Genomic DNA, 26,448 nt, shown 5'->3' on the forward strand with positions numbered 1-26,448 from the left:
CCTTCTGGGATTCTTGACCTGAAGATGGGCTTGATTGACACACCGCGCTTGACGCACAATAATATTGTGCATATATTTGCCTTTAATGCACAACAATATTATGCGTAAAGGGCATGTATGTCTGTTGAGTTCAGAGATAAGTGGCTAGAGTACTTTTATGAAGATGACAGGCAGGACAAGCGGATACCAAAGAAGCTTGAATCAGCGCTATTCAGGAAAATACAAATCCTGGATGGAGCTTGCAAAGAATCGGATTTAAGGATACCGCCGGGAAACCGGTTTGAACATTTGACCAACAACCTCAGCGAATGGTGTTCAATCCGGGTCAACAGGCAATACCGCCTGGTATTCAAATGGATTGATGGCGTGGCTGTAGATACGCATCTTGATCCACACACATACAAGGGATAAGACTATGAGGGCAACCAAGAAAAGACCTGTATCCGTAGGCGACATGCTGAGGATGGAATTCATGGAGCCGATGGAACTGAAGATTATTGATCTGGCTGAAGCCATGGGCGTTCACAGAAATACTGTCAGCAATATTCTGAATGACAGGACGGTGCTGACAGCACCACTGGCCATCAAACTGGCGGCGGCTTTAGGTAATACGCCCGAGTTCTGGCTTAATATCCAGCACGCCTGCGACCTATGGGACACCAGGAACCGGTATAACGAGGAGTCGAAGGCTGTGAGACCTGTCACTTCGTTCAAAAGACAAACAGCTTGATAAGAGCCACTGAGTATCCGCTGGAGTCGATGGTCCGGCAATCCGGAGCTACCTTCTGAGCCTTCCGTATCACCATCAGCAAAGATCGTGCAGGCCGCTTTGTGTCCATGCTGTGTGAATCTGAAGCTAAACCAATGCTCATAAGTAAAAGGTCAGTGGGCATTGACTTAGGTTTGAATAATCTGTTTATCACTTCAGACGGCGAAAATCCGGTGATCCAAGGCACTCCAAACGCTACGATCAAATATCGCCTACCTTCAGCTTCAGTACCAAAGATGGGTATAAAACGAGTGACGCTCTCATACCGTTTGCAATCATCACTCAGGAAATTTCCACTAAATCCCCCTTAGCCTCAAGCCAGCTCTTGCGATCACCAGCCCGCTTTTTAGCAAGCAGCATGTCCATATCTTCACGAGTCAGCTCAAAGTCTTCCAGCGTTAACTGAACCAAACGTCGAGTGTCGGCAGACATGGTGGTTTCACGAAGCTGTAACGGGTTCATTTCACCCAGACCCTTGAAACGCTGTACGTTGACTTTGCCCCGTTTCTTTTCGGCCTTGATTCGTTCCAGAACGCCTTCTTTTTCTGCTTCATCGAGAGCGTAGTAAACTTCTTTGGCGACATCGATTCGATAAAGGGGGGGCATGGCTACGTAGATATGTCCCTGTTCTACAAGAGCTCTGAAGTGCTGTACAAACAGTGCACAGAGTAGGGTGGCAATGTGCAGACCATCAGAGTCGGCATCCGCCAGAATGCAGATTTTACCGTAACGCAGACCGTCGAGTTTGTCTGAACCTGGGTCAACGCCCAGGGCTACAGAAATATCATGAATTTCACGAGAGGCCAGCACTTCGCTGGAATCCACTTCCCAGGTGTTCAGGATTTTACCGCGCAGTGGCAGAATCGCCTGATATTCACGATCCCGGGCCTGTTTTGCAGAGCCCCCTGCAGAATCACCCTCGACCAGGAACAATTCGGTGTAGTTCAAATCCTGACTTGAACAGTCTGCCAGCTTTCCGGGCAGGGCAGGTCCCTGAGTGACTTTTTTACGGGCTACTTTTTTGGACTTGCGCATCCGCTTCTGGGCGTTACTGATGCACAGTTCTGCCAGCAGCTCTCCCTCTGCATGGTGCTGGTTCAGCCAGAGACTGAAAGCATCTTTGGCAACGCCGGAAATAAAGGTAGCGCATTCTCTCGAGGACAGGCGTTCTTTGGTTTGACCTGAGAATTGCGGGTCAGCCAGTTTGGCTGAGAGAACGTAGGAGCAGTTTTCCCAGATATCGTCCGGGCCAAGTTTGACGCTTTTGGGTAAAAGGTTACGGAATTCACAGAACTCTCGAATCGCTTCCAGCAAGCCAGTTCTTAAACCATTGACGTGCGTCCCGCCCAGAGGAGTTGGAATCAGGTTGACGTAACTTTCTGTCAGCAATTCACCCCCTTCAGGAAGCCATTGTACTGCCCAGTCTACCGCTTCTTTTTCACCCTGCAGTGAACCTGTGAAAGGTTCCTGTGGCAGGGTTTCATATTCCCGGGTCGAACCTTTCAGGTAGTCGGTGAGGCCATCTTCGTAGTACCACTCATCGGTATCGCCTGTGTGGTGATCGACAAACTCGATGTTCAGGCCGGGACAGAGTACGGCTTTGGCGCGCAGTACGTGCTTGAGTTTGTTGACCGAGAATTTGGCTGAATCAAAGTAGCTGGCATCGGGCCAGAAACGAACTGTCGTGCCGGTATTGCGACGTCCACAGGTGTCGATCTCGTGCAGATCCTGGTCTTTGTAGCCATCCCTGAACGTAATCAGGGAGACTTTTGCATCTCTGCGAACAGTGACTTCAAGACGTGTCGACAGTGCATTAACAACCGATACCCCCACTCCGTGCAGACCACCAGAGAACTGGTAGTTCTTGTTGGAGAATTTACCACCGGCGTGCAGCCGGGTCAGGATCAGCTCTATGCCGGTTATTCCATGTTCCGGATGAATATCCGTGGGCATACCCCGGCCATCATCAGTGACTTCCAGAGAGTTATCCCTGTGCAGGATAACCTTGATCTTGCTGGCAAACCCGGCCAGTGCCTCGTCGACACTGTTGTCGATGATTTCCTGAGCCAAATGGTTGGGCCGGGTCGTGTCTGTGTACATGCCCGGACGTTTGCGAACCGGGTCCAGGCCACTGAGTACTTCAATGGCTTCCGCTGTATAGTCGTTACGCATGAAATCCTTGCTGGGTCTGATTGCGCGTTAACTCATAAGTGTACCTAAAGCCTTGGCGTTAGTCAGTGTTGGGAGCATCTTATCATTGTTGCGGGTGCTTGTTCTCAGGATTTCAGTCAGGAAAAACCTTTTTTATTTTGATGAAAGCGTCATGGATTGTGGTGTGGTTGGGCTGAACTCGAACGTAGGGTCAGGGTGCCTGTTTTCCCATAGCCAGAGGAGTAAAAGCAGTAGCAGAGCCAGGAAGCTGGCACCAGCTAACAGTTGGAAGCAGGCGTCCCAGCCGTAAAGGTCGAGTACTTTTCCAAGTAACAGGTTGGCGGAAGTGGCTCCGAAAATATAGCCAAAGAGTCCACAGAAACCGGCCGCAGTGGCAGCAAAGGGTAAAGGTACCAGATCAATAATATGAACGTGTACCAACATGACCGGGCCGTAGATTAAAAAGCCGGTGGAGATCAGCGAGAGTACGGCGTGAGTGGTGTCGCCTGGTGGTGAGTTCCAGTATGCAATGACCGAAATGAGTACCAGTGCCATAAAAAGTGCATTCATGGGAGCACGCTTGCCTTTGAAGTGCTTATCGCTCACGTAGCCGCAAATAAGGGTTCCAGGAATAGCGGCATACTCAAAAGCGAAGAAAGCCCAGCTTGAGGCGTTGAAGCTAAAGCCTTTGGTTTCTGTCAGGTAGACTGGAGCCCAATCAATAACACCGTAACGAATGAAATAAGTGCAGGCGTTCACGACGGCCAGAATCCAGAGCGGTGGCAAAGTCAGGCAATGCTGGCCGAACAGCTGAAGCGTTCGGACAAAGGACGTTTTGTGTTGTTCTATCTCCAGTTCTTCCGGCAATTCCGAGGAAGGCGACGGTAGCTGACATTGAGAGGGTCTGTCCCATAAAAGCAGATACCCCAGTATGGCAATAATGATGGCTATAAATGCTGGAACATAGAGCTTGCTTTGCCAGCTACCAAAGAGTGTTACTGCCAGTATGGCAACGGGCCCCAGCAGGCCGCAGCCGACATTATGCGACAGGTTCCAAATGCTCATGGCTGTGCCACGCTCTTGCCTGACGAACCAGTGAGCAATCAATTTGGCACTGCATGGCCACCCTGAACCCTGTATACAGCCATTGAGGGCCAGGGTGATCACTATCATTATCAGCGGGAACTGAAGCAACGGTGAAAAGCCAAGAACCAGAGAGAGTATCGCCGAGCCCAGAAGACACAGAGGCATTAGCTTACGGACATCAATACGGTCTGCCAGATATCCCATGGCCAGATTGCTGATCCCATAACTGAGGGCCAATGCTGACAGAGCCATTCCGAGTTCAGATTTGCTGTAGCCTTCTGAAATCAGGTCGGGCATGACCATGACAAAGTTTTTCCGAACCAGGTAATAGGCCGAATAAGATAGGAAAGCCCCAAGCAGAATCTGCAATCTTAATCTTGAATAGCGTTCGTGCTGCTCTTTGGAGTAACCATCAGGGACAACAGAGCATTTAAGGAAAGATCTCATGAACACTTCCATGAACTTTGAAGAAAAAGTGGAACACGTCAGGATAGAAGGGGCCGTAAAAACATAGGTGGCAGTGTTTTTACGGAAAAAAATCCTTTACCAACGGAGGAGACGAAAGATTATCTTTGTCGTTCATCTGCTCAGTCTCAAAGTCAACCTAGCAGCCTGTCGGACTTAAGTCTGCCCTACTGCGGTTGCGATAAATTGGTCTAAAAATTCCTGCCTCTTCGTCAAATAGCCCCGCTATTCTCCTCAGAAGCAGAAATTTTTATCCTCAATTTCTCGCAATCCTCGCTACGGGCGCTTAAGTCCGACAGGCTGCTAGGAAATAATGTAGCACCATTCAGAAAAAACGCCTGTCGAAATAAAGTCTTATGAGGGTGATGTCATGAAAACCCGATGCAAGACCACTATGGTTGAGCAGTGAGGCTGCGTCAATGCAGCCTCACCTTAATGAGGGCTCAGTCACGCTCGCGAAGGTGAACAAACCAGTAGCTCAGACCTACCATGACACCACCACCAATGATGTTGCCGATGGTTGCAGGGATGATATTCATGACAATCATGTTGAAGGCCGTGACATTGCTGAAAGCGTCAGCACTGTAGCCTGTGGCTGCCCAGAATTCAGGCGCGGCAATGTTTTTGATCAGCAAGCCCATAGGGAGCAGGAACATGTTGGCAATGGAGTGCTCAAATCCGGCTGCCAGGAAGCAGGCAACGGGTAACGTGCAAGCGAGCATTTTTCCGGCTGCAGAACGTGCGCTCAGAGTCATCCAATAAGTGAGACAGACAACAAGATTACAGAGGATACCCAGCATCATGGCCTGGATGAAATTGTGACCCATTTTGGCATTGGCAATATACATATAGTTGATGCCTACACCACCATGAGCGCCCTGGTATTGACTCACTCCCATGAGCATGGCCACCATGAAAAAGGCACCGGTCATGTTACCGAAGTAGACCAGTGTCCAGTTCCTGGTGATCTGGGCTATGTTGAGGCGACGGGTGGCTCGACCCATCAGCAACAGGGTATTACTGGTAAACAGTTCGGCTCCACAGAGTACGACCATCATCAGACCCATACTGAAAGTCAGTCCACCGACCAGCTTGGTCATACCATAGGGCAGACCCTCTGTTCCTGTGGTGACGATGGTGTAAAACATGCCCGCCAGAGAGATAAAAATACCAGCCAGAACGGCAAGGACAAAGGTTACTTCAGGGTGTTTTTGGGTTTTACCCACAGCGGCGTCTTCTGCCAGACGGGCAATTTCAGAAGGAGGTACGCAGCCAGATTGTGGGTTGTTGTTGGTTTGCATGTCGGGGTCCAGAAGGGAAAGAACGGCCAAACTTAATGGCCATGAGAGATTGAAGCTATTTCTCGTAAAACTATTTCTCGACACCATTGTTGATAAAAGTGGTGAGAAATTTTTTCATTAAGAAAAGATAGTTTATCAATATGGGAGTCAGATGATCAGAAGGAGAATTCGTGAGTTGCTTTCAGGATTCACTCGTTGAATGGTTGACTTGCTTCGGCTTTTCCGGAGAGGATAGGGTAGAGATCCCTGTTCCGAATCATGATTCCCGGAGAAAGGATAATGAACGGCGGTCCTTCAATCTTCGCAGTCTGCATGATGCTTTCCGTAAATACTCTGGCAGATGATGCCGATTTTATCCCTGCAGAAACCGGCGGTGAGGTTTTGAGCAGCCAACAAACAGCAAGCAGCCACACTTTTGGTCTTCGTGCTTATTCGTTGATCGGTGATGGTCTTTCTGCTCCCGATACTCATAGCTCTGCTTCAAAAAACGGTCTGGTGATTGATTACTACCCTTTTGAAAGTGGCTTCAGAGTTTCTGCAGGAGCATTTTCGGGTGACTCGAAGAAACTGGGTAAGGCCTATTTTTCTGGTGAAGGGCAGCAAGCCTATGTCGGTGTCGGTTGGAAAAAGCTTCTTGATGATGCCAAACGGGTCGATCTCAGTGTCGACTTAGGTACTTTTCTGGACACAGGGCCTGAAGGGGTAGAGAGTACTGTTTTAGAGTCTACAGCCAATACGTTATTGCAACGCACAAGGTCTGACAGTAAAGAGCAGCCTGTCATCAGTCTGGGGATTGAATTCAGGTTCTGAAATGCGGTGAATCCATCTGGCTTTCTGTTTTGATGGCTGATTTTTGAGGATAAATAAAAACCGCCTGGATGGCTCCAGACGGTTTTTTGTTTTAGAGAGTCGTTGCTGTTTTCATAGTCTCTTTGGGTTCTTCGGCCAATGCGGAGGGCTTTTTCTTGTCCCGGGTGGCATTTATGTGAATGCCCTTAAGAACATTAAGAGCCTGGCTTAACTGATAATCCTGCTCGGCCAGAGAATCCGACTCGTCCTTCTGCTTGCCTTTAAGCTGTTTGCTTTTCTTGTGGTTGCCTTTTTCAGACTTCCTATTGCCGTTGGTAAGATGACCCTGCAAGTCCGCTTCCTTGTAATCGGATATGTCTTCTTCAGGTGTCACTTTAGCTCTTGGTACAAAAATGTCAGGCTTTATACCCTCAGCCTGAATTGAACGACCATTGGGTGTGTAATAGAGAGCCGTAGTAAGTTTCAGACCTTTCTCTTTATTATTGCTCAGAGGCAGTACAGTCTGAACGGAGCCTTTGCCGAAAGATTCGGTGCCGACCAGAACGGCTCTGTGATGGTCTTGCAGGGCTCCAGCGACGATTTCAGAAGCCGATGCTGAACCGCCATTGATGAGTACTACCAGAGGCATACCTTCGGAAGGATCATCTTTGCTGGCTTTAAAGCTGAGCTGAGAGTTGGGGATATTTCCTTTGGTGTAGACGATCAGTCCTTCTTTGATAAAGGCGTCTACAACTCCCACTGCTGACTGAAGAACACCGCCGGGGTTGTTTCGAAGATCAAGTACCAGACCCTTCAGTTTCCCGTTCTGAGACTTTTTGAGTTGGTTAAGGTGTTCAACCACTTCCTTGTCGGATTCAGACTGGAACTGGCTCAGGCGAATGTACCCATAGCCATCCTCCAGAACCCGGGACTTAACACTTTGCACTTTGATGATGTCGCGTTTGACAACCAGGTTAATGGGCTTGGGCGTCCCTTCACGAACTATCGTCAACTTGATGGGCTCTCCGGGCTTGCCACGCATCTTGTCGACAGACTCCATCAGAGTCATACCTTTTACGGAAACGTCATCCAGCTTGATGATCAGGTCGCCCGCCTTTACGCCGGCTTTCTGGGCCGGGGTGTCATCAATAGGAGCGATGACCTTGATAAAACCGTTTTCCATACCGACTTCGATACCCAGCCCGCCAAACTTTCCGGAGGTATTGATTTCAAGTTCTTTAAAGTCGTCTGGTTTCAGGTAAGAGGAATGGGGGTCCAGGCCTGAAACCATACCCTGGATCGCATTATCCAGAAGAGTCTTATCATCTATATCTTCAACATAGGCACTTTTGATAAGTTGCAGGACCTCGGTGAAGGTACGCAACTCTTCCAGTGGCAGTGCGCCTTTCTTCTCTTCCTTTGCCGCTTTGGCATCGGCTTCTGGCTCGGCGGGTTCAACGGCTGCCGGGGCGGGCTTCTCTCCCCGGTCAATAGGAGCTGACCAGCCTTGCAGGGCAAACCCGGATGCCAATGCCAGCACAGCGGCTTTTATCCATTGTGGCATCGGCTGCCGGGAAGTAGAAAAAGATTTTGTCATGAATTCTCCCTGCACATTTATGATGAAAATGCCGCTATTTCTGATCCTGCGGCAATGTTCATGGTTCGGGTGGCCGACAACCGGTGGCCGGCATTCCGGTGGCCGGCATTCCGGTGGTCCGGTACTGAAGTATAGGCAGCTTTGTGTAACAGACTGCGCTGTGCCCTGTCTTTCAATGCTTCAGGTTCAGCCGGAAAAATAAGGGATAAGAAAACCTGAAGCTCTCTGTTTTATCGGTTCAACCCAACGTTTCTGCAATCTTTTATGGGACGATGTTTTATGATTCTTCTCTTACAATTTTGATAGCCATGGAACCGGATTCTGCGGCTTTCCCTTGTGTCGGATTTCCAGATAGACTCCGGGTTCGCTCTGTCCCCCTGACTGACCGCTGAGTGCCAATTCCTCTCCGGCCAGAACTGTCTCACCTTCTTTCTTCAGTAGCCATTGGTTATGTGCGTACAGTGACAGGTAATGATTGCCGTGGTCTACAATGATCAGCTGACCGTAACCTCTTAGCCAGTCAGAAAAAATGACAGTGCCGTCGTGTATGGCACTGACTTTGGTTCCGGCTTTTACCGAAATAAGAATTCCCTTCCAGCGCATTCGGGTATCTGGTCGCTGCTGGTTGAAACCATACAAAACCCGACCTTTAACCGGCCAGGAAAGTTTTCCCCTGGACTGCTGAATAGCAGAACTGGCTGGTTTTCTGGCAGCCAGCTGGGCCAGAAGGGTCTGAAGCTGTTGCTTTTGTTGATTGAGGGAGTCCAGCTCCCGGTCATTGCTTTTGAATTGATGATTAATTCTGGAGATTAACTGTTTCCGGTCATTTCTGGATTTAATCAACCGGTCCTGTTTTTGGGTAAGGTCCGCTTGCTGTTCTTCCAGCCTGTCGTTCAGAGCCTGCTGCTGTTGTCTGTTGTCTTCTATGTCGGTCAGCGTTTTCTCGAAAGCTTCGATAGCCTCCAGCTGAGCTTTCTGAAGATGCTTCAGGTAGGTCAGGTGCCTGGATACTTCTTCCGGGTCTTCCTGATTCAATAGTAACTTCAGCCGATTGTCGCGGCTGGCAAAGTAAACGGAGCGTACACTGTTGGCGATGCGACTTTTTTCTTTATTTTTCTGCGCCGTCAGAGCCTGCTGACGGCTTTCGAGCTTTTTTATGTCGGCTTGCCCCTGCTCCAGAGTTTTTTCTATTTTACGAATAGAGTTTTGCAGCTGGCTTATTTCTGTTTCGGCAGATTGCAAATGCCTCTCGGCAGATGAGCGTTCGTTGTTGAGCTTGTCCAGCAGCTTTTTCAGATGTTTAATGTCTCCGTTGATCGCCTCCAGCTGGGCCTGGGGGGATTCTTTTTCCACGGATTCTGCGTGGGCCGTTCCGCTGTTCATAAAATTGAACAGAGTCAGGGCTACGGCGAACATTATGTTTGCAGCCGTGATTCTCATACTCAAATGCCATTGATTTTTTTAGTAGATGTTTGAGTATGCCCTGAATGGTCGGGCTTTCACATACTTATATGCAGCTTGCTTCCGATTTGTTTTCCGCTCCCAGTAACGTGTTATGCTGTTCCAAAAGCAGAAAGACGGCATAACCCATCTGGGAAAACTGTGCAGGTAAACGACAATTTTATGAGATTTACTTTTCTCGGAACCTCGGCAGGGTCTCCTACCGCAGACAGAAATGTGACCGCAATGGCTCTGGCTCTGGATGAAAGTCGAGACTGGTATCTGGTTGATTGTGGTGAAGGAACTCAGCAGCGACTGCTGACAAAGAGCCCTCAGCGAACAGAGAGCCCTCAGCGAACAGAGAGCCCTCAGCGGATAGAGAGCCCAGGCCCTCAGCGAACAAAGAGCCGTTACACCCTGTCCAATCTTGCAGGTATCTTCATTACCCACGTTCATGGTGACCACATTTTTGGACTGCCAGGCTTGATCACCAGTGCCAGTATGCAGGGCAGGAGAGCCCCTTTAATGATCTGTGCACCAGAAGGCGTGGAAAGTTTTGTCAGACACTCACTCAAATGTGCTGCCGTTCGCAATATGCCCTTTGAACTGAATTTTATTCGCAGTGATCAATCGGGTTTTCACTTTCAGGATAAGAATTTTAAAGTGACTTCCCATGAGCTGTCCCATCGCGTTCCCAGCTATGCCTACCGCTTCGCAGAGAAGCCTGTTATTCAATCAATGGATCAGGACAAACTGGCAGCGTTGGGCGTGCCGAGGGGAGCGCTTTGGGGTGAGTTGCAGAATGGCAATAGTGTCACCTCACCGGACGGTAGGGTTATTCATCCTCGAGATGTAAGACAGCCGCCCCGGTCGGGCAGGGTGGCTATTATTGGTGGCGATAATGACCAGCCTGATCTGTTGATAGACGCCATGAAAGGTGTTGATGTGCTGGTGCATGAAGCCACCTTCACGGAGCCTGTTCTGGAAAAAGTCGGACCCCAATATATGCACAGTACAGCCAGAATGGTGGGTGAAGCAGCCGAAAAAGGTGGAGTGAGTCATATCATCCTGACTCACATCAGTGGTCGTTATCGAAAACATGCCTCTGACTTTGCCTCATCGGTTGAAGCACTCAGAAGCGAAGCTCAAGCGGTTTTCAGTGGCCAGATTGAGTTGGCCGAAGATTTCGCCTGTTGGGCTTTGGACAGGGAAAGAAAACTGACTCGAATGGAATAACGCGGAAGAGCTTTATAGTACTTCTCCCGCTTATCGGGCTTAGTGATTAGCCTGACGGAGCGAGTCGATAACCCTCAGGGCTCCAGCCGCTATAAATTGGTCAGTCTCCTGCTTGCTGATGTAGGAATAAGTCAACCCCCATTCCTTAAGGCGCTCTCTGAACAAGACGTTGACAAAGTCAATCTCGTTGATTTCGGCGTACTCGCCCAGAAAGTAAACATGAGGCGGATTGGATTTCCCCTTTTCTCTCGCTTTGGCAATCATGCTTGCAGCACGTTTCTCTATCTCGTTCAGAGTGGGTTGCATGGTGTCTTTCATGTGAGCAACGTACCACTCTTTGAGCGCTGCTGGTGCTTCTGAATCCTGCAGTCTGAGTAACAAAATTCTATGACCCAGCTCATTTTTTCTCTTGCGCTGAGTATAACGATCAAAGAACTCTCTGTCCGATGCATCTGGATCAATGTGTTGCTTCAGGTAGTGTTGGGTAGTGATCTCTCCTTCCTTAATTAGCTCTACCAAGCAGGTCTTTATATCAGCCACACAAGCAAATGCGTCTGAAGAAACCTGCTGGCGCTGTTGATCAGAATCATATTCTTGCAATTGTGACACCTTTCGCTTACATGTCTCTATAGTGTCTCTGCAAGCTGTTTCGGAATTGGAAAAAAACCGGTCACTGGCAAAGGCTCCGATGCTGTGAATGCTGCCACTGGGAACGGATTTGGGCGGTTTAGGCGGTCTGGGAACCATCATTGGCATGCTAAGGGTTTCAGCGGCACGCTTCTTGTGATCCTTATAAAGCATTTTCATATCAACGGTTTTTAACTCGCCCTGTTCCATGGAACACACCAGATCGTAGGTGGTTTTAAAAACGAACAGCTCATCTTCTGCGTTCATCAGTTTCATAGCTTCCCCGATCAATGCGGTATCGCGGGTAGTCCTGATGTCTGTCAGAGCTATTGCGCTATTCTGAAAAGTTTCCTTAATGGCTGTTTCTGCCTGTTTTTGAATGTCGATAACATCCTGTGGGTCAAAGAAGGTGTATAGTCCATCTCCTTCTTTGGCCGTGGCGGCATCAAAGCCAGCTACTGCATAGAGGAACGAAGCAGGTGTTTTTGCAGGATCTATCCCCTTTTGGGCTAATACCGGCTTCTGCTCTGCAAGCATTTCCAGGGACATTTTTCTGGCCACAGCCACAGCGTTTCGGGAGGGGTCATAATCACCGCTCTTCATGTCGGTGCGGGTTCGTTTGGAAGCAATGTTGCCAACATGATCCAGATACGCGTCGTCGATACTCATGTCCCGCTTGATCGAGACCAGAACTCTGGGTTTGTCATTGTCCAGACGCTGAACCAGATACATTTCGGCACGGGAATTCAAGCTCCAGAGTACATAGACCAGCTCTTCCTGAGCCTGGAGGATGACACTGAAACTTATCGAAAACAGGGCCACGAACAGAATAGGCACTTTCCTGATAATCATGAGTTACTCCTTATAAAATTAATAAAGACTCAATAGTTTAGACAGGAATTTCAGGCTTTTAGTTCCTCTGTTGTCGATATTCTTGTTTTATCAACACATATGGTTTTAAGTCTGAAGTCGGGCAGGTTCGTGGTACAACCCATCGGGGTGTAGTGAATTGAGAAAAAGCTATTGAGAATGGGTTTTGAGAACCTAACACTCTCAAAAACGGTGGCAATCGAGAAAACAATGAATCCCCCCGACCTTTTTCAGCCGGTAGCCAGTTTTCCTACGGCCTGATAACACTCATCATTACTGTTTTCCATTTCCCAAATATCCAGAGCATTTTGCATTCCGAGCCATACATCTACAGAGGTACCCAGAGCAATAGCCAAACGCTTGGCCATATCCTTGCTGCATGGTATTCGTTCGTTCACGAAAGCGGATAAATGCTTTCTGGAAACATTCAGAACTTTTGCCGCTTCAGTGACCGAAAGATCCAAAGGCTCAAGCACATCCATTTTTACAATCTGTCCGGGATGGGTCGGCTTTCTGCTTCTGATTCTCTTGGACATAATTTTTTCCTCAGTGGTACTGCTCATAATCAACTCTGATTGCATCCTGCCCTTCAAACTCAAAGGTGATGCACCAGGGCCCGTTTACATGGACCGAATAACGACCTGCTGTTTTTGGCTCCAGCTTGTGAAAGTTGAAGCCTGGAATCCTCATATCACGCGGTTTCTTTGCCTGGTCAAGAATATCTAGCAATCGGGCTATACGATTCTTATGTTTCGGGGTTATCCCTTTGGTTGTGCCATCGTAAAAATAATCTTCCAAACCTTTGTGAAGGAATGTCTGTATTGCCATGAAATCACCGTAACCATATTGGTGACAGTTTAGAGTGTAACCAGAATGGTGTCAAAAGCGATTAAGACTCAGATTATGGGCTTTGGACAGGGAAAGAAAACTGACTCGAATGGAATAACGCGGAAGAGCTTTATAGCACCTCTCCCGCTTATCGGGCTTAGTGATTAGCCTGACGGAGTGAGTCAATAACCCTCAGAGCTCCAGCCACTATCAATTGCTCAGTCTCCTGCTTGTTGATGTAAGAGTAGGTCAGCCCCCACGCCTTAAGGTGCTCTGTGATGATGACATTGACAAAATCAGTCTCGATCATTTCGGCGTACTCCCCCAGAAAGTAGACATTGGGCGGATTGGATTTTCCCTTTTCTGCCGCTCTGGCAATCATGCTTGCAGCACGTTTCTCTATCTGATCCAGAGTGGGGTGCATGCAGTCTCTCATTTGATCAGCATACCACTGTCTGAGAGTTATTGGCGCTTCTGCATCCAGCAGTCTGAGCAACAGGATTTTGTGGCCCAGCTCATTATTTCTCTTGCGTTGCGTATAGCGGTCAAAGAACTCAGTGTCTGACGCCTCTGGATCAATGCGTAGTTTCAGATACCGGCGGCTTAGCATCAGTTTTTCTTCTCCCAGACAGGTCTTTAAATCGGCCTTGCAGGCAGAAAATTCTGAAAGTATCTCTCGATAGTCTTGAGGAGACATAGATTCTTCCGGTTGTGCCAGTTTCTCTTCCCATTGTGTCTGCTTTGCCTGACATGCCGTTAGAGTGTCTTTGCAAGATGTTTCGGCATCGGCAAAAAACTTGTCACTGGCATAGGCTCCGAGGCTGTGAACGCCGCCACTGGGAACGGGTTTGGGAATCATCATTGGCGTGCCAGGGGTTTCAGCGGCACGCTCCAAGTCATCCCTGTACAGCATTTTCATATCGAGGGCTTTTAACTCGCCCTGCTCCATAGAACAGACCACATCGTAGGTGGTTTTAAAAACGAACAGCTCATCTTCTGCGTTCATCAGTTTCATAGCTTCCCCGATCAATGCGGTATGGTGGGTAGTCCTGATGTCTGTCAGAGCTATTCCGCTACTCTGAAAGGTTTCCTTAATGGCTTTTTCTGCATGTTCCTGAACGACGATAGCATCCTGTGGGTCAAAGAATTTGTGTCGTAGATCTCCTTCTTTGGCCGTGACGGCATCAAAGCCAGCCACTGCATAGAGGAACGAAATGGGTGTTTTTGCAGGGTCTATCCCCTTTTCGGCCAATACCGGCTTCTGCTCTGCAAGCATTTCCCGGGCCATTTTTCTGGCCACAGCCACAGCGTTTCGGGAGGGGTCATAATCCCCCCTTATCATGTCGGTGCGGCTTCGTTTGTAAGCGATGTTCCCAACATGGTCCTGATACGCATCGTCGATGTACATGTCCCGCTTGATTGAGACCAGAACTCTAGGTTCGTCATTGTCCAGACGCTGAACCAGATACATTTCGGCATGGGAATCCAGGCTCCAGAGTACATAGACCAGCTCTTCCTGAGCCTGGAGGATGGCACTGAAGCTTATGGATAACACGGCCACGAACAAAATAGGCATTTTCCTGATAATCATGAGTTACTCCTTATAAAATTGTTAAAGACTCGAAGTTTTGACAGGAGTTTCAGGCTTTTAGTTCCGCTGTTGTCGACATGCTTGTTTTATGGTTTTAAGTCTGAAGTCGGGCAGGTTCGTGGTACAATGGCTTCCTTTCGCCGTAAGAATACTGAAAAGGCAGGCTTGTGGCGTCAGCTTGAGCGATGTGAATCGCTTACACCCGTTTCACCCAAAGTGAATAATTCAATGTCCGAATATACAAGTGTCGAAGAGCGCGTAAGTTATGGTATTGGTCGTCAAATGGGCGACCAGCTGGCCAGCAATCCTGTTGAAGGTCTGTCCATCGATGCCGTTCTGGCCGGTCTGGCTGACTCCCTGAATGGGGCTCCAAGTGCTGTCGAGCATTCTGCTCTGCAAGAAGCGTTCAATGAAATGCATCAGCGCATCCAGGCCAAGGAAGCTGAGAAAGCCAAGGAGCTGTCTGCTGAGGGTGAAAAGTTCCTGGTTGAAAATGCCAGGCGTGAAGGGGTGACTGTCACTGAGTCAGGCCTGCAGTACGAAGTGCTGGTAGCCGGTGATGAGAATGGCGAAAAGCCGGGACCCAACTCCACCGTTCGCACTCACTACCACGGTACTCTGCTCAACGGTTCTGTGTTTGACAGTTCTGTTGATCGTGGTGAGCCTATCGAATTCTCGGTTAACGGCGTTATTGCTGGCTGGACAGAGGCCCTGCAGCTGATGACCGTCGGCTCCAAATGGAAACTGTTTATTCCATACAACCTGGCTTACGGTGCCCAGGGTGCAGGTGGTGCTATTGGCCCATATGCAACCCTGGTCTTTGAAGTTGAGCTGCTGGCTGTTTCCTGACAGCAGCTTTGGACTGGCAGCGTCCTGCTTCCAGTCCTCTTTTGCCAATATGCTGGAAGGATCAGCCCACCAGAGACTTACCGGTCATCTCTTCAGGTTGTTCGAGGCCCATCAGATCCAGCAGGGTGGGGGCAATGTCAGATAAAATACCGTCTTTCAACTGAATGGTTTTGGGTCCAAAGTAAACGAGGGGAACCAGCTCGCAGGTGTGGGCTGTGTGAGCCTGACCGGTTTTAGGGTTAACCATCTGCTCAGCGTTACCATGGTCGGCGGTAATCAGACATTGACCACCGGTTTCATCCAGCGCTGCAATGACTCTGCCAATGGCTTGATCGACGGCTTCCACGGCTTTCACAGCGGCATCAAAAACGCCGGTATGACCCACCATGTCGCAGTTAGCGTAATTGCAGACAATCAGGTCATGCTTGCCGCTCTTGATTTCAGCGACCAGTTTGTCAGTCACTTCCGGAGCGCTCATTTCAGGCTTGAGGTCATAGGTGGCGACTTTGGGGGAAGCAACCAGAACTCTTTCTTCTCCTTTATAAGGCTCTTCCCGGCCGCCACTGAAGAAGAAGGTGACGTGAGCATATTTTTCAGTCTCGGCAATACGCAGCTGTGTTTTACCCAGCTTTTCCATGTATTCACCCAGAGTATCAGGGAGTTCTGAAGGTGGGTAGGCACATACCGTATCGATGCTGGCAGCGTACTGGGTTAGCATCACGAATCCAGCCGTTGCGGGTTCTTTGGGACGAGGGAAACCGTCAAAATCTTTTTCTACAAAGGCTCGGGTGATTTCACGGGCTCTGTCGGCACGGAAGTTCATGAACAGAACCGCATCACCATCATTGATGGTGGCCGGGCTTTCACCAAGGGTGGTAGCTTTTACAAATTCGTCATTCTCATCACGCTCATAAGCCGCGTGCAGTCCTTCTACAGCGGTTTTGGCAGAAAACTCTGCTTTGCCCAGAGTCATCAGGTCATAGGCTTCCTGCACTCGCTCCCAGCGGTTATCACGATCCATTGCGTAATAGCGACCGATCAGGCTGGCCACTCTGCCAATACCTTTTTCCTTCAGGAGTGCGTCGGTTTTTGCCAGCGAAGCTTCGGCGCTGCGCGGGGGGGTATCACGACCATCCAGAAAAGCGTGAACATAGACTTCTTTGGCGCCTCGTTTGGCAGCCAGTTCCACCATGGCGTTGATATGATCTTCGTGGCTGTGAACACCGCCAGGAGACAACAGACCCATGATGTGAACCGCTTTTCCTGCTGAGACGGCTTTGTCGATCGTGTCTGTAAATGCTTTCTTCTCGAAGAAGTCGCCGTCTTTAATAGACTTTGTGATACGGGTGAAGTCCTGGTAAACCACTCGACCGGCACCAAGGTTCATGTGACCGACTTCGCTGTTACCCATCTGACCATCGGGCAGGCCCACATCCATACCGGAGCCTGAGACAAAACTGAAAGGATGCTCCTTCTGGAGGCGGTCCATGACCGGTGTATTGGCAGCCAGGATAGCATTGGAATCAGATTCTTTTCGGTAACCGTAACCATCGAGGATGATCAGGGCGGTGGTTTTGCGCTTGTCAGTCATGGATCAAACCTTGGGCATAGTGGCCTAAATAGTGGTCAAAATAGTGTCTTTGAAACACTGCTCTCACAGACATTGCAGCTATTCTCAGAAACCGGGTTGAGCAGCATTTTTGGCTCAGGACTGTTTTGAGAGGTGAAGGCCTTGAATTTTACCTGCTTTACGGCTGGTTTCCAGAGACAGGTGGATAGAAATTCACAATTTGCAGAATAGAACAATTGTTATGGTCAAAGCCTGATTTTCTCTGTTTTCAGAGGGTGATACATGACCCGTTATGTTGAAATTTACTACCGTGCACTTTTAGTTCACACAGTCGTAACTCTATTTAGCAGCCTGTATACTTGTCGCCTTACGGCAATTAATCACGAAAACTGGCGCTGTTCTCTCCTTAAATGGTGAGACAGGGAGCTTTTTTTCCCCTCGTTTAGGCATATTGGTACTGGTTCGGTATGGAACAGATTATTGAATTTATAGGCAACCACCCTCTGCTGGTGGGTTCTCTGGTAGCTCTGGTGTGTGCACTGCTCTTTACCGAGATGCGTAAGGGCGGACACAGTGTCGGTTCTCAGGAAGTGACTCAGCTGATCAACCACCAGGGGGCTATAGTACTTGACGTCAGGGAAAAAGCCGACTTCAGCAAAGGTCATATCGTTGATGCCGTGAGCATGCCCTATGGCAAAATGGCTGAACGTATCGGCGAGCTGAACAAACACAAAGACAAGCCGATTGTTATCGTCGATGCCATGGGGCAACACAGTGGGACCGTTGGCAAGCAGTTGAAAGACGCAGGGTTTGAGCAGGTTGTCCGACTGAAGGGTGGTATTGGCACCTGGACGGCCGATAGTCTCCCTCTGGTTAAGAAGTAAATTAACAGAGAATGATTCACTCCCGGATAGACGATTGAATCATTGTTACCAACAATGGAAAAGAGATGGCTCAGGCTACCCTTTATATTTCTGCTTATTGCCCCTTTTGCCATCAGGCGCTCAGGCTGCTGGACAGCAAAGGGGTCAGCTACCAGACTATCAGCGTCGACGGTAAGCCCGATGTCCGTCAGGAGATGACACTCAAGGCAGGTGCGCGCACAGTCCCTCAGATATGGATTGGCGACACCCACGTGGGTGGATGTGATGACCTGTATGCTCTGGAATCTGCTGGCAGATTGGACGACTTGCTGAAGTAAAATGGACTCGTTTCCTGAAGCTTCATGGGATCGGGCCTGTTTTTGAAAGTGGCTGGTTACCAGACTTGATACTGGTATTTTTATCCCCACTAATAAGTGGGAAGCGAATTTAGAACCGATGTTTTTAAGGAAAAGATAATGGCTGAGAATCAGCAGCAAGATCAGGCGCAGTTTGCGCTGCAGCGTATTTACGTAAAGGACCTGTCCTTTGAATCGCCAAAGTCTCCGGAAATGTTTCAGGCGCAGTGGCAGCCAGAAGTTAAGCTGGACCTGAACACCACTAACCGTCTGCTGCACGATGACATGTATGAAGTCGTGCTGTCTCTGACCATTACTGTTCAGAACGGCACTGAAGAAGAGAAAGAAACGGCTTTTCTGGCTGAAGTTCAGCAGGCGGGTGTTTTCCTGGTTAAAGGTCTGGGTGATGATGAACTGCACCGAACTCTGGGTGCTTTCTGCCCGAACATTCTGTTCCCATACGCACGTGAAGCCATTGATAATCTGGTTCTGCGTGGCAGCTTCCCTCCGCTGATGCTGGCACCTGTTAACTTCGACGCCCTGTACCTGCAGGCGCGGGAACAACAGGAAGCTACCGTTAACTGACGGACTGATAGCTAACAGATAGCTATAGATAGCTCATAAATAGCTCATAAATAGCTCATGAATAGCTCATGAATAGCTCATGAATAGCTTTTAGATAAATAGTGCCGGTCATTGACCGGCACACTCTTCTCTTACTCCCCTCCGGGAAACCCCAGTTGCTTCCAGGCCTCATACACCATAACGGCTACGGTATTGGACAAGTTCAGGCTTCTGCTTTCAGGCAACATCGGCAAACGCAGTACCTGATCCTTTGGCAGGCTATTCAAAATATCGGTTGGCAGGCCTCTGGTTTCCGGGCCGAACATCAAAGCATCTCCGGGTTCAAAGGCATGTTCTGAATAGCGAGTGGTACCTTTGGTGCTCAAAGCCAGAACTTTTTTGGGTTTCACTGTTTTAAGAAAGTCCTCATAGTGGTCATGAATCTGCAAATTGGCGTACTCATGGTAATCCAGTCCGGCCCGTTTCAGACGCTGATCATCAAGATCAAACCCCAGAGGCCTGATCAGATGCAGGCGAAAACCTGTATTGGCACAGAGGCGGATGATATTCCCTGTATTGGGAGGAATTTCTGGCTGGTAGAGAACGATATCAAGCATGCTGGCGGGAACTGATTCAGTACATCGAGGTGGAATTATAAGGCTTTTAGCTTGATGGTTGTGAGCGAATCTATACCCATCACTACATCTTTAAAGGCGATGGATACAGAAACGGTTGTTAACCTTTCAGACAGAAGCCTGAGCCAGTCCTGAGATCAGAACCATGGTTAAAAAGAGAGCAACAATGTTACAGCTGCGTCCGACGCTACATTGCTTTTCATCGCTACGGCATTGATCGTAAGGTGACAGATTCATCTTCAGAAGCCTCTTTAAATTCCCTGAGGGTTTGCTGATACACGCTTCGAATACTGCTCTGCCTTGGAAGCTACACAATTAATAGTAGTAAAGCTGGCCAGGGCCGAAAGAAAATTTCTTGCCCTTATAAATCTGTCGGGATGATACTATTTTTTCAGGGGTTTTACAGGATTATCTTGATAGGTGTTGCTTTTCTGGCGTATTCGATGAAATGTATGCTCAATCGATTTCACCTCACCCCGGAGGAAGCGCGAGCGTTGATCAACCTGTCTCACAACAAGGATTACCAGTTGCTGCCAGAACACCTGCAACGCCAGCGACAGGGCCATCTGGAACAACGCCTGTATTTTTTAGCAGAACATTAGCTGAATATTTCAGGTTTCATCTTTCGAAGCATAATGTTCAGCAACCTTTTCATGGGCAGCAGCCAGTGCCTGAAGAGTACCGCTCCACATCAGATTGGAGACACCACCCATGGCAGTTGCATAAGCTAACTGGGCAACAAAAACCCTAGGGTTTTTAGCGGCAGTAGCAGCCAGTTGTCTGAAAATCTCCTGGTGGGTTTTGCCCAGTATTCGGCCATTGGCGTTGGTTTTGAGAATATTATTGATAAAACCTACCGTTGCACCCACACCAAACTGTGTTGCCTTCATTTCAAAATCACTAAGCTTCCCTTCATCCCGTCGTTTTACCTGCTGCCTGTCCATTGAATCCATCGAAAACATCAGCAGGGCGGAAAGACAATTGCTTGTAACTCCTCGAAAAGGCGATGTTAGCGTTCTTTTGAAACCCTGTTGCAGAATAGTTTTAGTTCCCTGAGCTTTTTTTACACTGCGATCTCTCATCTGCTGTTTAATTTGCATCGCTGCAAAAGGCTGGCTGGCTACTGTCATCAGTGTGGCAGTAGTGCCGTTGACTGCAAAATTAGCTTTACCCTGGGCGTCTTCAGGCAGCTCCATTGTCGAAGGCACGCCATAAAGCAATTGGGCAGATGCTGTTCGAACCGTATCGGCAATCGCATAACGGGTAACAGTGCGGGCAATGGCTGGAGCCCAGCCAGCCGTAGATAAAACCGCAGTCAACTTAGGCAGCTGACCGGTTTGCTGTGACTGAACCAGTGGCCTGAGTAAAGAGGAAGTCGCAGGTGTATTCAATACAGCAGGCAGAAGCATATTGTTTTTAGCAAACTTACTTACGTACAAAGGTAAAGGCGTACCCTTCAACAGGCTTTCATTAGCAAGCTCTGTTTTTCGGCTTACAAGAGATGTTTCAATGCCTGTTTCTGCGTTGCTGGCGTCAGGAAGGTACTTCGACGATTCAATGTCAGCAGAGGGTTTGTTTTCAGGTGAGACAGTACTCAGGCCCGGTTGTTGCCCTGTGGTGGTTAGTGGATCCATTATCAACTTCCTTTAAACAAATTATATTTACTCTGAGTTCCTCGCCGGTAAAAAGTTCATTTTATATTCTGTTTGCGCTCATCTTCATCATTTACCGCGCAGGACAGTCTCAAGTCCGACAGGCTCTTAGCTGCTTTTGGTAGCAGGAATCAGATCGCCGTAAGCTCGTTTGGCGTTTTATGCGTTCCACTCAACGAAAGAAAAGAAAGCAGAATCGCCAGAATGCAGTAATGTGTGTTAATTAATAACACAAATGGTGCGGAGCTATGGCTAGAACAACATCGGTAACATTAGGCCAGCATGACGAAGACTTCATCAATGACCTCATAGAAAAGGGTCGTTTTCAGTCTGTTGGTGAGGCGGTTAGGGCAGCACTCAGAGTCTTTGAAAAAGAAAAGCAAGAACACGAAGCCAGCTTACAGGCTCTGCGGGACAAAATAGAAGCCGGTCGCAACAGCCCGATTGTAAAAGACTTTAATATGGATCGTTTGCTTGATGAATTAAACGGGAGCCCTGATGTCGGGTAGTTGCGATTTCGCTGACGACCGAAAACAAATGTTTATCTAAAAAAGTCTACTCAAAAGTTTGATATATAAATTTATATTGATGAATCCGCTTACATTTATGCGGGAATACCCGTTTTCAAAATCTTCGAATATGAGGTATTGACATGGATCAATATATCTCCAATAGGTGTTTTTGTGAGCAATTGTTTATGTTAACCTTATCGGAAAATACGTACATTAGTAGGCCTTTTGCTTACTAAAGCGTGTAGAAAATAAGAAGTATCGGTTTCAGGGAAAGTCAGTCATAAGAATAATAAAAAGACAGTAGTTGTTTAGTTCTTTTTGTCATTCTCCATGTCTGCCTTGCTGTTCCAAAAGAAGCCTGAGAAGTGGCTTCTATGACAGGTGTCGGAAAGCACCTGAAGCTTAGAAGAAAAATAGACAATGGACTAGTTCTAGATATTGGAGAAAGTGATGGAATTTAAAAAAGTAGCTGTGGCTTTAGCACTGTCTGCAGGGCTGGCCTCTTCCGGGCTTCAGGCGGCTGATAACCCAACGGGGCCGACTGCAAACTCATCTACTGGCAATTTTGATATTGTCCTTAGAAATGATGTTCAAGTAAAACTGTTCGGCCTGGACGACGTAACTTTCGATACCGACTCTGGCACTACCGGTGATCTCTCAGGTTCTACTCCTTCTTGTGTTGATTCAAACGTTGAACGATATGAAGTCAGCCTGGTGAGCAGCAATGATTTCAAATTGATAGCTGGATCGGGCCCTGCATCAGGTGATATCCCATATTTGCTGACCTATTCACAGAACTTGGCGACAGACCAGATCTGGGGTGATAGCAACCTGAGCTCGGGTGATGCAGCGGGTGATTTTGCAAGAGATGGCACAATAGGTGGTGACACGTGCAGTGTTGCTCTGGACTCTAAAATTACCGTGGACATACTGGAATCGGATTACACCGGTAAAGATGTAGGTGTTTATTCAGATACGGTTACAGTGGTGGTTTCAGCTATTTAATCCCACATGGCCAGCGAAGTTGACTCCGGTATCTTCGCTGGCTCTCCAAAAAAATAAAAAACAGCCGTGAGTAATAGCCCTGAGCCAACCCACGGTAAAAGAATCAGAGCAGTAACAAAAAGGATTTTCCCGGGTCATGACTAGGTGGAAATGCATTGACATTCTATGTATTGCATTGCCCATGGTTTTTATTTTCTCGAAAGCTATGGCCAGTCAGCCGCTTTTTCTTGCCCAGAATAAAGTTCCTGAAGGTTTTGAGACGCTCAGCGAGCCCCAGCAGTCGCTGATGGATATCTACTATGGCAACCGCTATCTAACTTCCCAGCTGGCCACCTTCCAACCCGGTAAAATTACCCTTTCCAATGTTAATGAAGTGGTTCGCCTGATTGGTTCGGTGAATGATCCTGCTTTTTTGACGACAGCTTTATCGGGCGAACTGAATACACATGCCGAGATTATCTGTCCGCCTAACGTCACGAAGGATTGTGGTGTTCTCAATCCTCCCGTTGCCGGTGTGATTTTTGATGAATCCCGCTTCCGGGTCGATGTGTTTGTTAATCCCCGTTTCCTGTTAACCCGGGCTGCCGACGTCAGAAAATACCTGCCGCCATCCGATGCAGGCTTTGCCATGATGCAGAACTTTTCGGCAGCGGCCACCGGTAATACTGAAGACGCTAATGGCAATGACTACACTCTGAATGGTCTGACACTGTTGTCTTATTATGAAAACAGCGTGCTGTGGAGCTGGGACTATTCAAAGTCACAGCAGTTCTCGGTCAATCAGCTTTATGGCCAGAGGGAGTATGAAGGCTTTGAATACAATCTTGGCTTGCTCTCAAGTCAGGGGTTTGGCCTGAACTTTACGTCCGACCAGCCCCTTGTGGGAGCCCGCTTTCAGAGTTCGAATAACACCCGAAACGACACCGATTTCAGTGGTGGTATGCCGGTTGAAATCTTTATGCCGCTCAGAGGCAGGGTCGAAATCAGAAAAGATGGACGACTGATTGCCTCTTATTTCCACGAAGCCGGTCTTCAGGCTCTGAATACCACTAATTTTCCCAGTGGCGCCTACGATATAGAAATCAGTATTCTGGATGAGCAGGGTAACCTGCAGTCTCAGGAAACCCGTTTCTTTTCCAAGCAGTATCAAATACCCCCTGAAGGTGAATGGCAGCTTTTTGCCGAAACGGGGCGTGTGATGACATCGGTTTTTGATGGGGCACTGCCTCAAAGCACCGAGCAGTGGCTGACCCGGGCGGGTGTGAGTCGGAGAATTTTTGATACTATGGCAGGTACTCTCTCTGCCGCCGCTACTTTAGACACTGCATTGCTTGAACTGGGTCTATTTAACCTGGGGTATCGTTATGAGTTATCACCGTCGGTGATGGTAGCGGATAACGGCAGCTATGGTATGACTCTGACAGGCAGAACCTGGCTGGGCGACGTCTCCCTGAATGGCAGTTATCGTCGACTCTGGAGAGATGACAGTGAAGAAGAAAACACAGATCGCCCATCACTGATCGGTGATGCTTTTGAGCAAAGCAGTTTTTCTGTTTCCGCGCCTGTCTGGAGAGGCAGCGCCAATTACCGTTTCAGCAGCAATAGAAACAATAGCGATGGCAGAACAGAAACCCACGGGGTGAGCTACACCGCTACCGTTTTCAGAACACTGGATTACGACACCAGCGCGACGTTCAGTTTGAGCGAATCAGAAGGTAACACTGTAGCGCTGTTCAGTTTTGAGTGGCGATTCCGTCAGGACCGTTGGAATTTCCGGGTTAACCCAAGGGCTGAGGTTCAAGACAATAACGGCGTTAAAGACAGAACAGAAAAAATGAGGCTGTCAGCCTCCTGGGACGATGGTGATCTTTTTGATGGTCAATTGACTTCCAGTGTCACCGCAGAAGCGGGCAGCGGCGAACGCAGACTCGATGGCACTTTGCAGTATGGTAACCGTTTCGGCAGAGCGGCATTGTCGGTAAACCACAGTTCAACAGACGCTAACCGGATTACTAACTATAACGGCAGTTTCAGTACCAGCTTCCTGACCGATGGCAGTGTCGTGGCCATGGGGGGAGAGCAAAGAGCAGAAAGTGCTCTGGTGGTCAATCTGGAAGGTCGTGAAGGCGACGTTTTTGATGTAAGAATTGATGGCCAGAGACGAGGTTATGCCGTAGCGGGCAGGCCGTCGGTGATTACACTGTCGCCTTTTGAACAATATACCGTCACCCTGTCGCCTTCAGGAGATACCCTATACAGTTTTGATGAGCGGGAGCGCCGTTTTACCCTGTATCCTGGAAACGTGGTGACATTGGACTATGAAGCTATTCCCCTGCAACTGCTCTTTGGTCGCCTGTTAATGAATGGTGAACCTCTGGACAGAGCCCGGATAACCGGAGGGCTGTATCCTTCCAGCTCAGACGATATTGGCATGTTCCAGATAGAGGCCCGCTCAGATATTAACGAATTGAGGATTGAGCTGGAGAATGGTTGGCAATGCTCCGTACCTGTTGAACCGGATGATGAGCAATACATACTGAGAATGGGCACCCTGGATCTTTCCGAGTCTGATTGTGTTCCCGAGCTGGAAGGTCAGCTGGCCATTGGCAAACGGGACGATTCCTGAGCGGGATCTTCAGGAAAAAATAGATAAATGATGGTGGAATTTTGCCGTGTTCAGGGTCATTGATAATAAGAAGGCTTGTGGTTTATAGGCCCGGGATTGTTGATATTGAAGTATTTTACCAAGGTGTTTTTTGCGGTACTGATACTCTTTTCGTCAGGGGCGCAAGCTTTCTTTGATTTCTCTGGTTATGTCGCTGATCCGCTTAACGTCTCCTCAGGAAATGTAAACCCCACCTATACTTTTACGGTCTCATTCAGAGCATATTGTAGTTCGGGCTGTATAGGTCAGGACTATCGGTTGGCTCTTTCTGATTCTGATCCTGGCAGCCAGAGCCCTTCGAGCAATGTTCCTGACAGCTATCAGGCGGATGAGTTGACAGAGTTTTTGGTCAGTGTCCAATACAGTCAGGGTGGAAATCAGGGGAGTCTGATACCCGGAGAATGGACACACTCTGAAAGCTCTTCCTCATTTTTCGAGACCACTACCAATGGCACAGTGACGGGCTCGTTTACGTTTACCTTTAATCAGAATCGGCTGAAACAGCTTGAGGCTGGCACATACGACTTCAGCTTCTATGTAGCCGGAGAAGATATGTACAACACACGCCATCTGGACAGCATTCTGGTGACTATTCCGATTGTGGTACCTGAGTTCGTGCAAATATCAGGTCTGGAAGATGTTGCCTTGGATGCTGATGACCTGTCGGGTAATAATCTGGATGCTCAATTTGGTGTCTGTATATTCAGTAACACCGGTGGTGTCTCTATAGACTTTGATGGCAGCAGTGATCCGGGCAATAACTTTATGCTGAGTAAACAGGGACAATGTGTAAACGCATCGGATTGCGTTAATTATCGTATGAGGGTCAGAACCCCCGATGAAAGCTGGCTCACTTATCGCAGGCAGGGGCAACGACCTAATAGAGTCTGGACTGCCAGTACTGAGCAGGATTGTGAAGGCCAGGATAACATGACGTTGAGGGTCAGGATCAAAGCAGAGGATCTTGATAATATTGACTCAGGTGTTTACAGCGATACCATGACGGTTACAGTAAGGGCCCAATAAA

25 protein-coding genes are annotated in these 26,448 nt (G+C 48.5%); 13 read left to right on the plus strand and 12 right to left on the minus strand.

Features of this window, described 5'->3' with window-relative positions:
- Positions 1 to 117: 117 nt before the first annotated feature.
- Together P6910_RS04405 and P6910_RS04410 are read left to right on the plus strand one after the other, a co-directional pair.
- Positions 118 to 411 carry a type II toxin-antitoxin system RelE/ParE family toxin gene (locus P6910_RS04405; protein ID WP_317145072.1) on the plus strand — a complete coding sequence of 98 codons (294 nt, stop codon included), beginning with the start codon at positions 118 to 120 and terminating at the stop codon, positions 409 to 411.
- Between the two features lie 4 nt (positions 412 to 415).
- A complete protein-coding gene (locus P6910_RS04410; protein ID WP_317145073.1) occupies positions 416 to 730 on the plus strand; it encodes a HigA family addiction module antitoxin in 315 nt (104 codons plus the stop codon).
- Positions 731 to 1,051: 321 nt separating this feature from the next.
- Here P6910_RS04410 and parE read toward each other — a convergent pair whose 3' ends face one another.
- The 3 genes from parE to focA form a co-directional block, all read right to left on the minus strand.
- Positions 1,052 to 2,941 (minus strand): DNA topoisomerase IV subunit B, encoded by a 1,890-nt coding sequence (gene parE / locus P6910_RS04415; protein WP_317145074.1) that lies wholly within the window; start codon positions 2,939 to 2,941, stop codon positions 1,052 to 1,054.
- Positions 2,942 to 3,073: 132 nt separating this feature from the next.
- Entirely contained in the window at positions 3,074 to 4,453 is a 1,380-nt protein-coding gene (locus P6910_RS04420; RefSeq protein ID WP_317145075.1) for an MFS transporter, read from the minus strand.
- Positions 4,454 to 4,914: 461 nt separating this feature from the next.
- The gene (gene focA, locus P6910_RS04425; RefSeq protein WP_317145076.1) at positions 4,915 to 5,772 is read right to left on the minus strand and encodes a formate transporter FocA; all 858 of its coding nucleotides are present in this window, start codon (positions 5,770 to 5,772) and stop codon (positions 4,915 to 4,917) included.
- Between the two features lie 279 nt (positions 5,773 to 6,051).
- Here focA and P6910_RS04430 point away from each other — a divergent pair, with 279 nt between their 5' ends.
- A complete protein-coding gene (locus tag P6910_RS04430) occupies positions 6,052 to 6,582 on the plus strand; it encodes a hypothetical protein (RefSeq protein ID WP_317145077.1) in 531 nt (176 codons plus the stop codon).
- A gap of 91 nt (positions 6,583 to 6,673) precedes the next feature.
- Here the strand turns inward: P6910_RS04430 and P6910_RS04435 are convergent, their stop codons facing one another.
- Positions 6,674 to 8,158: a S41 family peptidase gene (locus P6910_RS04435; protein WP_317145078.1), complete on the minus strand. Its 1,485-nt coding sequence runs from the start codon at positions 8,156 to 8,158 to the stop codon at positions 6,674 to 6,676.
- Positions 8,159 to 8,449: 291 nt separating this feature from the next.
- A complete protein-coding gene (locus tag P6910_RS04440) occupies positions 8,450 to 9,574 on the minus strand; it encodes a murein hydrolase activator EnvC family protein (RefSeq protein ID WP_317145079.1) in 1,125 nt (374 codons plus the stop codon).
- Positions 9,575 to 9,844: 270 nt separating this feature from the next.
- Here P6910_RS04440 and P6910_RS04445 point away from each other — a divergent pair, with 270 nt between their 5' ends.
- Positions 9,845 to 10,834 carry an MBL fold metallo-hydrolase gene (locus tag P6910_RS04445; protein ID WP_317146504.1) on the plus strand — a complete coding sequence of 330 codons (990 nt, stop codon included), beginning with the start codon at positions 9,845 to 9,847 and terminating at the stop codon, positions 10,832 to 10,834.
- Positions 10,835 to 10,873: 39 nt separating this feature from the next.
- Here the strand turns inward: P6910_RS04445 and P6910_RS04450 are convergent, their stop codons facing one another.
- From P6910_RS04450 to P6910_RS04465, 4 genes are all read right to left on the minus strand, one after another.
- Entirely contained in the window at positions 10,874 to 12,313 is a 1,440-nt protein-coding gene (locus tag P6910_RS04450; RefSeq protein WP_317145080.1) for a hypothetical protein, read from the minus strand.
- 248 nt (positions 12,314 to 12,561) lie between these two features.
- A complete protein-coding gene (locus P6910_RS04455) occupies positions 12,562 to 12,867 on the minus strand; it encodes a HigA family addiction module antitoxin (protein WP_317145081.1) in 306 nt (101 codons plus the stop codon).
- A gap of 10 nt (positions 12,868 to 12,877) precedes the next feature.
- Positions 12,878 to 13,159: a type II toxin-antitoxin system RelE/ParE family toxin gene (locus P6910_RS04460; protein ID WP_317145082.1), complete on the minus strand. Its 282-nt coding sequence runs from the start codon at positions 13,157 to 13,159 to the stop codon at positions 12,878 to 12,880.
- A 157-nt stretch (positions 13,160 to 13,316) separates the two neighbouring features.
- Positions 13,317 to 14,750, minus strand: a complete 1,434-nt coding sequence (locus tag P6910_RS04465; RefSeq protein WP_317145083.1) for a hypothetical protein — start codon at positions 14,748 to 14,750, stop codon at positions 13,317 to 13,319.
- Between the two features lie 228 nt (positions 14,751 to 14,978).
- Here P6910_RS04465 and P6910_RS04470 point away from each other — a divergent pair, with 228 nt between their 5' ends.
- Positions 14,979 to 15,599, plus strand: a complete 621-nt coding sequence (locus P6910_RS04470; protein ID WP_317145084.1) for an FKBP-type peptidyl-prolyl cis-trans isomerase — start codon at positions 14,979 to 14,981, stop codon at positions 15,597 to 15,599.
- A gap of 61 nt (positions 15,600 to 15,660) precedes the next feature.
- On the opposite strand, the gene gpmM is transcribed toward P6910_RS04470, so the two are convergent.
- Positions 15,661 to 17,190 carry a 2,3-bisphosphoglycerate-independent phosphoglycerate mutase gene (gpmM, locus tag P6910_RS04475; RefSeq protein WP_317145085.1) on the minus strand — a complete coding sequence of 510 codons (1,530 nt, stop codon included), beginning with the start codon at positions 17,188 to 17,190 and terminating at the stop codon, positions 15,661 to 15,663.
- Positions 17,191 to 17,636: 446 nt separating this feature from the next.
- Here gpmM and P6910_RS04480 point away from each other — a divergent pair, with 446 nt between their 5' ends.
- The 3 genes from P6910_RS04480 to secB all read left to right on the plus strand — a co-directional run bounded on the left by P6910_RS04480 (position 17,637) and on the right by secB (position 18,973).
- Complete coding sequence (locus P6910_RS04480) at positions 17,637 to 18,053, plus strand: rhodanese-like domain-containing protein (protein WP_317145086.1); 417 nt, start codon at positions 17,637 to 17,639, stop codon at positions 18,051 to 18,053.
- 65 nt (positions 18,054 to 18,118) lie between these two features.
- On the plus strand, positions 18,119 to 18,370 hold the full coding sequence (gene grxC, locus P6910_RS04485; protein ID WP_317145087.1) for a glutaredoxin 3: 252 nt from the start codon (positions 18,119 to 18,121) through the stop codon (positions 18,368 to 18,370).
- A gap of 138 nt (positions 18,371 to 18,508) precedes the next feature.
- Positions 18,509 to 18,973 (plus strand): protein-export chaperone SecB, encoded by a 465-nt coding sequence (gene secB / locus P6910_RS04490; protein ID WP_317145088.1) that lies wholly within the window; start codon positions 18,509 to 18,511, stop codon positions 18,971 to 18,973.
- 131 nt (positions 18,974 to 19,104) lie between these two features.
- Here the strand turns inward: secB and trmL are convergent, their stop codons facing one another.
- Positions 19,105 to 19,569 carry a tRNA (uridine(34)/cytosine(34)/5-carboxymethylaminomethyluridine(34)-2'-O)-methyltransferase TrmL gene (gene trmL, locus P6910_RS04495; protein WP_317145089.1) on the minus strand — a complete coding sequence of 155 codons (465 nt, stop codon included), beginning with the start codon at positions 19,567 to 19,569 and terminating at the stop codon, positions 19,105 to 19,107.
- A 470-nt stretch (positions 19,570 to 20,039) separates the two neighbouring features.
- Between trmL and P6910_RS04500 the strand changes: the two genes are divergently transcribed.
- Positions 20,040 to 20,189: a hypothetical protein gene (locus tag P6910_RS04500; RefSeq protein WP_317145090.1), complete on the plus strand. Its 150-nt coding sequence runs from the start codon at positions 20,040 to 20,042 to the stop codon at positions 20,187 to 20,189.
- Between the two features lie 9 nt (positions 20,190 to 20,198).
- Here the strand turns inward: P6910_RS04500 and P6910_RS04505 are convergent, their stop codons facing one another.
- Positions 20,199 to 21,221, minus strand: a complete 1,023-nt coding sequence (locus tag P6910_RS04505; RefSeq protein ID WP_317145091.1) for a hypothetical protein — start codon at positions 21,219 to 21,221, stop codon at positions 20,199 to 20,201.
- Between the two features lie 266 nt (positions 21,222 to 21,487).
- Between P6910_RS04505 and P6910_RS04510 the strand changes: the two genes are divergently transcribed.
- The 4 genes from P6910_RS04510 to P6910_RS04525 all read left to right on the plus strand — a co-directional run bounded on the left by P6910_RS04510 (position 21,488) and on the right by P6910_RS04525 (position 26,447).
- Positions 21,488 to 21,748, plus strand: coding sequence for a type II toxin-antitoxin system ParD family antitoxin (locus P6910_RS04510; RefSeq protein WP_317145092.1), 261 nt, complete (start codon positions 21,488 to 21,490; stop codon positions 21,746 to 21,748).
- A gap of 453 nt (positions 21,749 to 22,201) precedes the next feature.
- On the plus strand, positions 22,202 to 22,756 hold the full coding sequence (locus P6910_RS04515; protein WP_317145093.1) for a hypothetical protein: 555 nt from the start codon (positions 22,202 to 22,204) through the stop codon (positions 22,754 to 22,756).
- A gap of 136 nt (positions 22,757 to 22,892) precedes the next feature.
- Positions 22,893 to 25,382 (plus strand): TcfC E-set like domain-containing protein, encoded by a 2,490-nt coding sequence (locus P6910_RS04520; RefSeq protein ID WP_317145094.1) that lies wholly within the window; start codon positions 22,893 to 22,895, stop codon positions 25,380 to 25,382.
- A gap of 297 nt (positions 25,383 to 25,679) precedes the next feature.
- Positions 25,680 to 26,447, plus strand: coding sequence for a hypothetical protein (locus P6910_RS04525; protein WP_317145095.1), 768 nt, complete (start codon positions 25,680 to 25,682; stop codon positions 26,445 to 26,447).
- Position 26,448 lies beyond the last annotated feature (1 nt).

It is taken from the genome of Endozoicomonas sp. 8E (genome assembly GCF_032883915.1).
Classification (GTDB): Bacteria; Pseudomonadota; Gammaproteobacteria; order Pseudomonadales; family Endozoicomonadaceae; genus Endozoicomonas_A.

Excerpts from the sequence above, each read along its gene's own strand:
- P6910_RS04405 (WP_317145072.1), top strand. The coding sequence starts at position 118 with ATGTCTGTTGAGTTCAGAGATAAGTGGCTAGAGTACTTTTATGAAGAT.
- P6910_RS04410 (WP_317145073.1), top strand. The coding sequence starts at position 416 with ATGAGGGCAACCAAGAAAAGACCTGTATCCGTAGGCGACATGCTGAGG.
- parE (WP_317145074.1), bottom strand. The coding sequence starts at position 2,941 with ATGCGTAACGACTATACAGCGGAAGCCATTGAAGTACTCAGTGGCCTG.
- P6910_RS04420 (WP_317145075.1), bottom strand. The coding sequence starts at position 4,453 with ATGAGATCTTTCCTTAAATGCTCTGTTGTCCCTGATGGTTACTCCAAA.
- focA (WP_317145076.1), bottom strand. The coding sequence starts at position 5,772 with ATGCAAACCAACAACAACCCACAATCTGGCTGCGTACCTCCTTCTGAA.
- P6910_RS04430 (WP_317145077.1), top strand. The coding sequence starts at position 6,052 with ATGAACGGCGGTCCTTCAATCTTCGCAGTCTGCATGATGCTTTCCGTA.
- P6910_RS04435 (WP_317145078.1), bottom strand. The coding sequence starts at position 8,158 with ATGACAAAATCTTTTTCTACTTCCCGGCAGCCGATGCCACAATGGATA.
- P6910_RS04440 (WP_317145079.1), bottom strand. The coding sequence starts at position 9,574 with ATGTTCGCCGTAGCCCTGACTCTGTTCAATTTTATGAACAGCGGAACG.
- P6910_RS04445 (WP_317146504.1), top strand. The coding sequence starts at position 9,845 with ATGGCTCTGGCTCTGGATGAAAGTCGAGACTGGTATCTGGTTGATTGT.
- P6910_RS04450 (WP_317145080.1), bottom strand. The coding sequence starts at position 12,313 with ATGATTATCAGGAAAGTGCCTATTCTGTTCGTGGCCCTGTTTTCGATA.
- P6910_RS04455 (WP_317145081.1), bottom strand. The coding sequence starts at position 12,867 with ATGTCCAAGAGAATCAGAAGCAGAAAGCCGACCCATCCCGGACAGATT.
- P6910_RS04460 (WP_317145082.1), bottom strand. The coding sequence starts at position 13,159 with ATGGCAATACAGACATTCCTTCACAAAGGTTTGGAAGATTATTTTTAC.
- P6910_RS04465 (WP_317145083.1), bottom strand. The coding sequence starts at position 14,750 with ATGATTATCAGGAAAATGCCTATTTTGTTCGTGGCCGTGTTATCCATA.
- P6910_RS04470 (WP_317145084.1), top strand. The coding sequence starts at position 14,979 with ATGTCCGAATATACAAGTGTCGAAGAGCGCGTAAGTTATGGTATTGGT.
- gpmM (WP_317145085.1), bottom strand. The coding sequence starts at position 17,190 with ATGACTGACAAGCGCAAAACCACCGCCCTGATCATCCTCGATGGTTAC.
- P6910_RS04480 (WP_317145086.1), top strand. The coding sequence starts at position 17,637 with ATGGAACAGATTATTGAATTTATAGGCAACCACCCTCTGCTGGTGGGT.
- grxC (WP_317145087.1), top strand. The coding sequence starts at position 18,119 with ATGGCTCAGGCTACCCTTTATATTTCTGCTTATTGCCCCTTTTGCCAT.
- secB (WP_317145088.1), top strand. The coding sequence starts at position 18,509 with ATGGCTGAGAATCAGCAGCAAGATCAGGCGCAGTTTGCGCTGCAGCGT.
- trmL (WP_317145089.1), bottom strand. The coding sequence starts at position 19,569 with ATGCTTGATATCGTTCTCTACCAGCCAGAAATTCCTCCCAATACAGGG.
- P6910_RS04500 (WP_317145090.1), top strand. The coding sequence starts at position 20,040 with ATGCTCAATCGATTTCACCTCACCCCGGAGGAAGCGCGAGCGTTGATC.
- P6910_RS04505 (WP_317145091.1), bottom strand. The coding sequence starts at position 21,221 with ATGGATCCACTAACCACCACAGGGCAACAACCGGGCCTGAGTACTGTC.
- P6910_RS04510 (WP_317145092.1), top strand. The coding sequence starts at position 21,488 with ATGGCTAGAACAACATCGGTAACATTAGGCCAGCATGACGAAGACTTC.
- P6910_RS04515 (WP_317145093.1), top strand. The coding sequence starts at position 22,202 with ATGGAATTTAAAAAAGTAGCTGTGGCTTTAGCACTGTCTGCAGGGCTG.
- P6910_RS04520 (WP_317145094.1), top strand. The coding sequence starts at position 22,893 with ATGACTAGGTGGAAATGCATTGACATTCTATGTATTGCATTGCCCATG.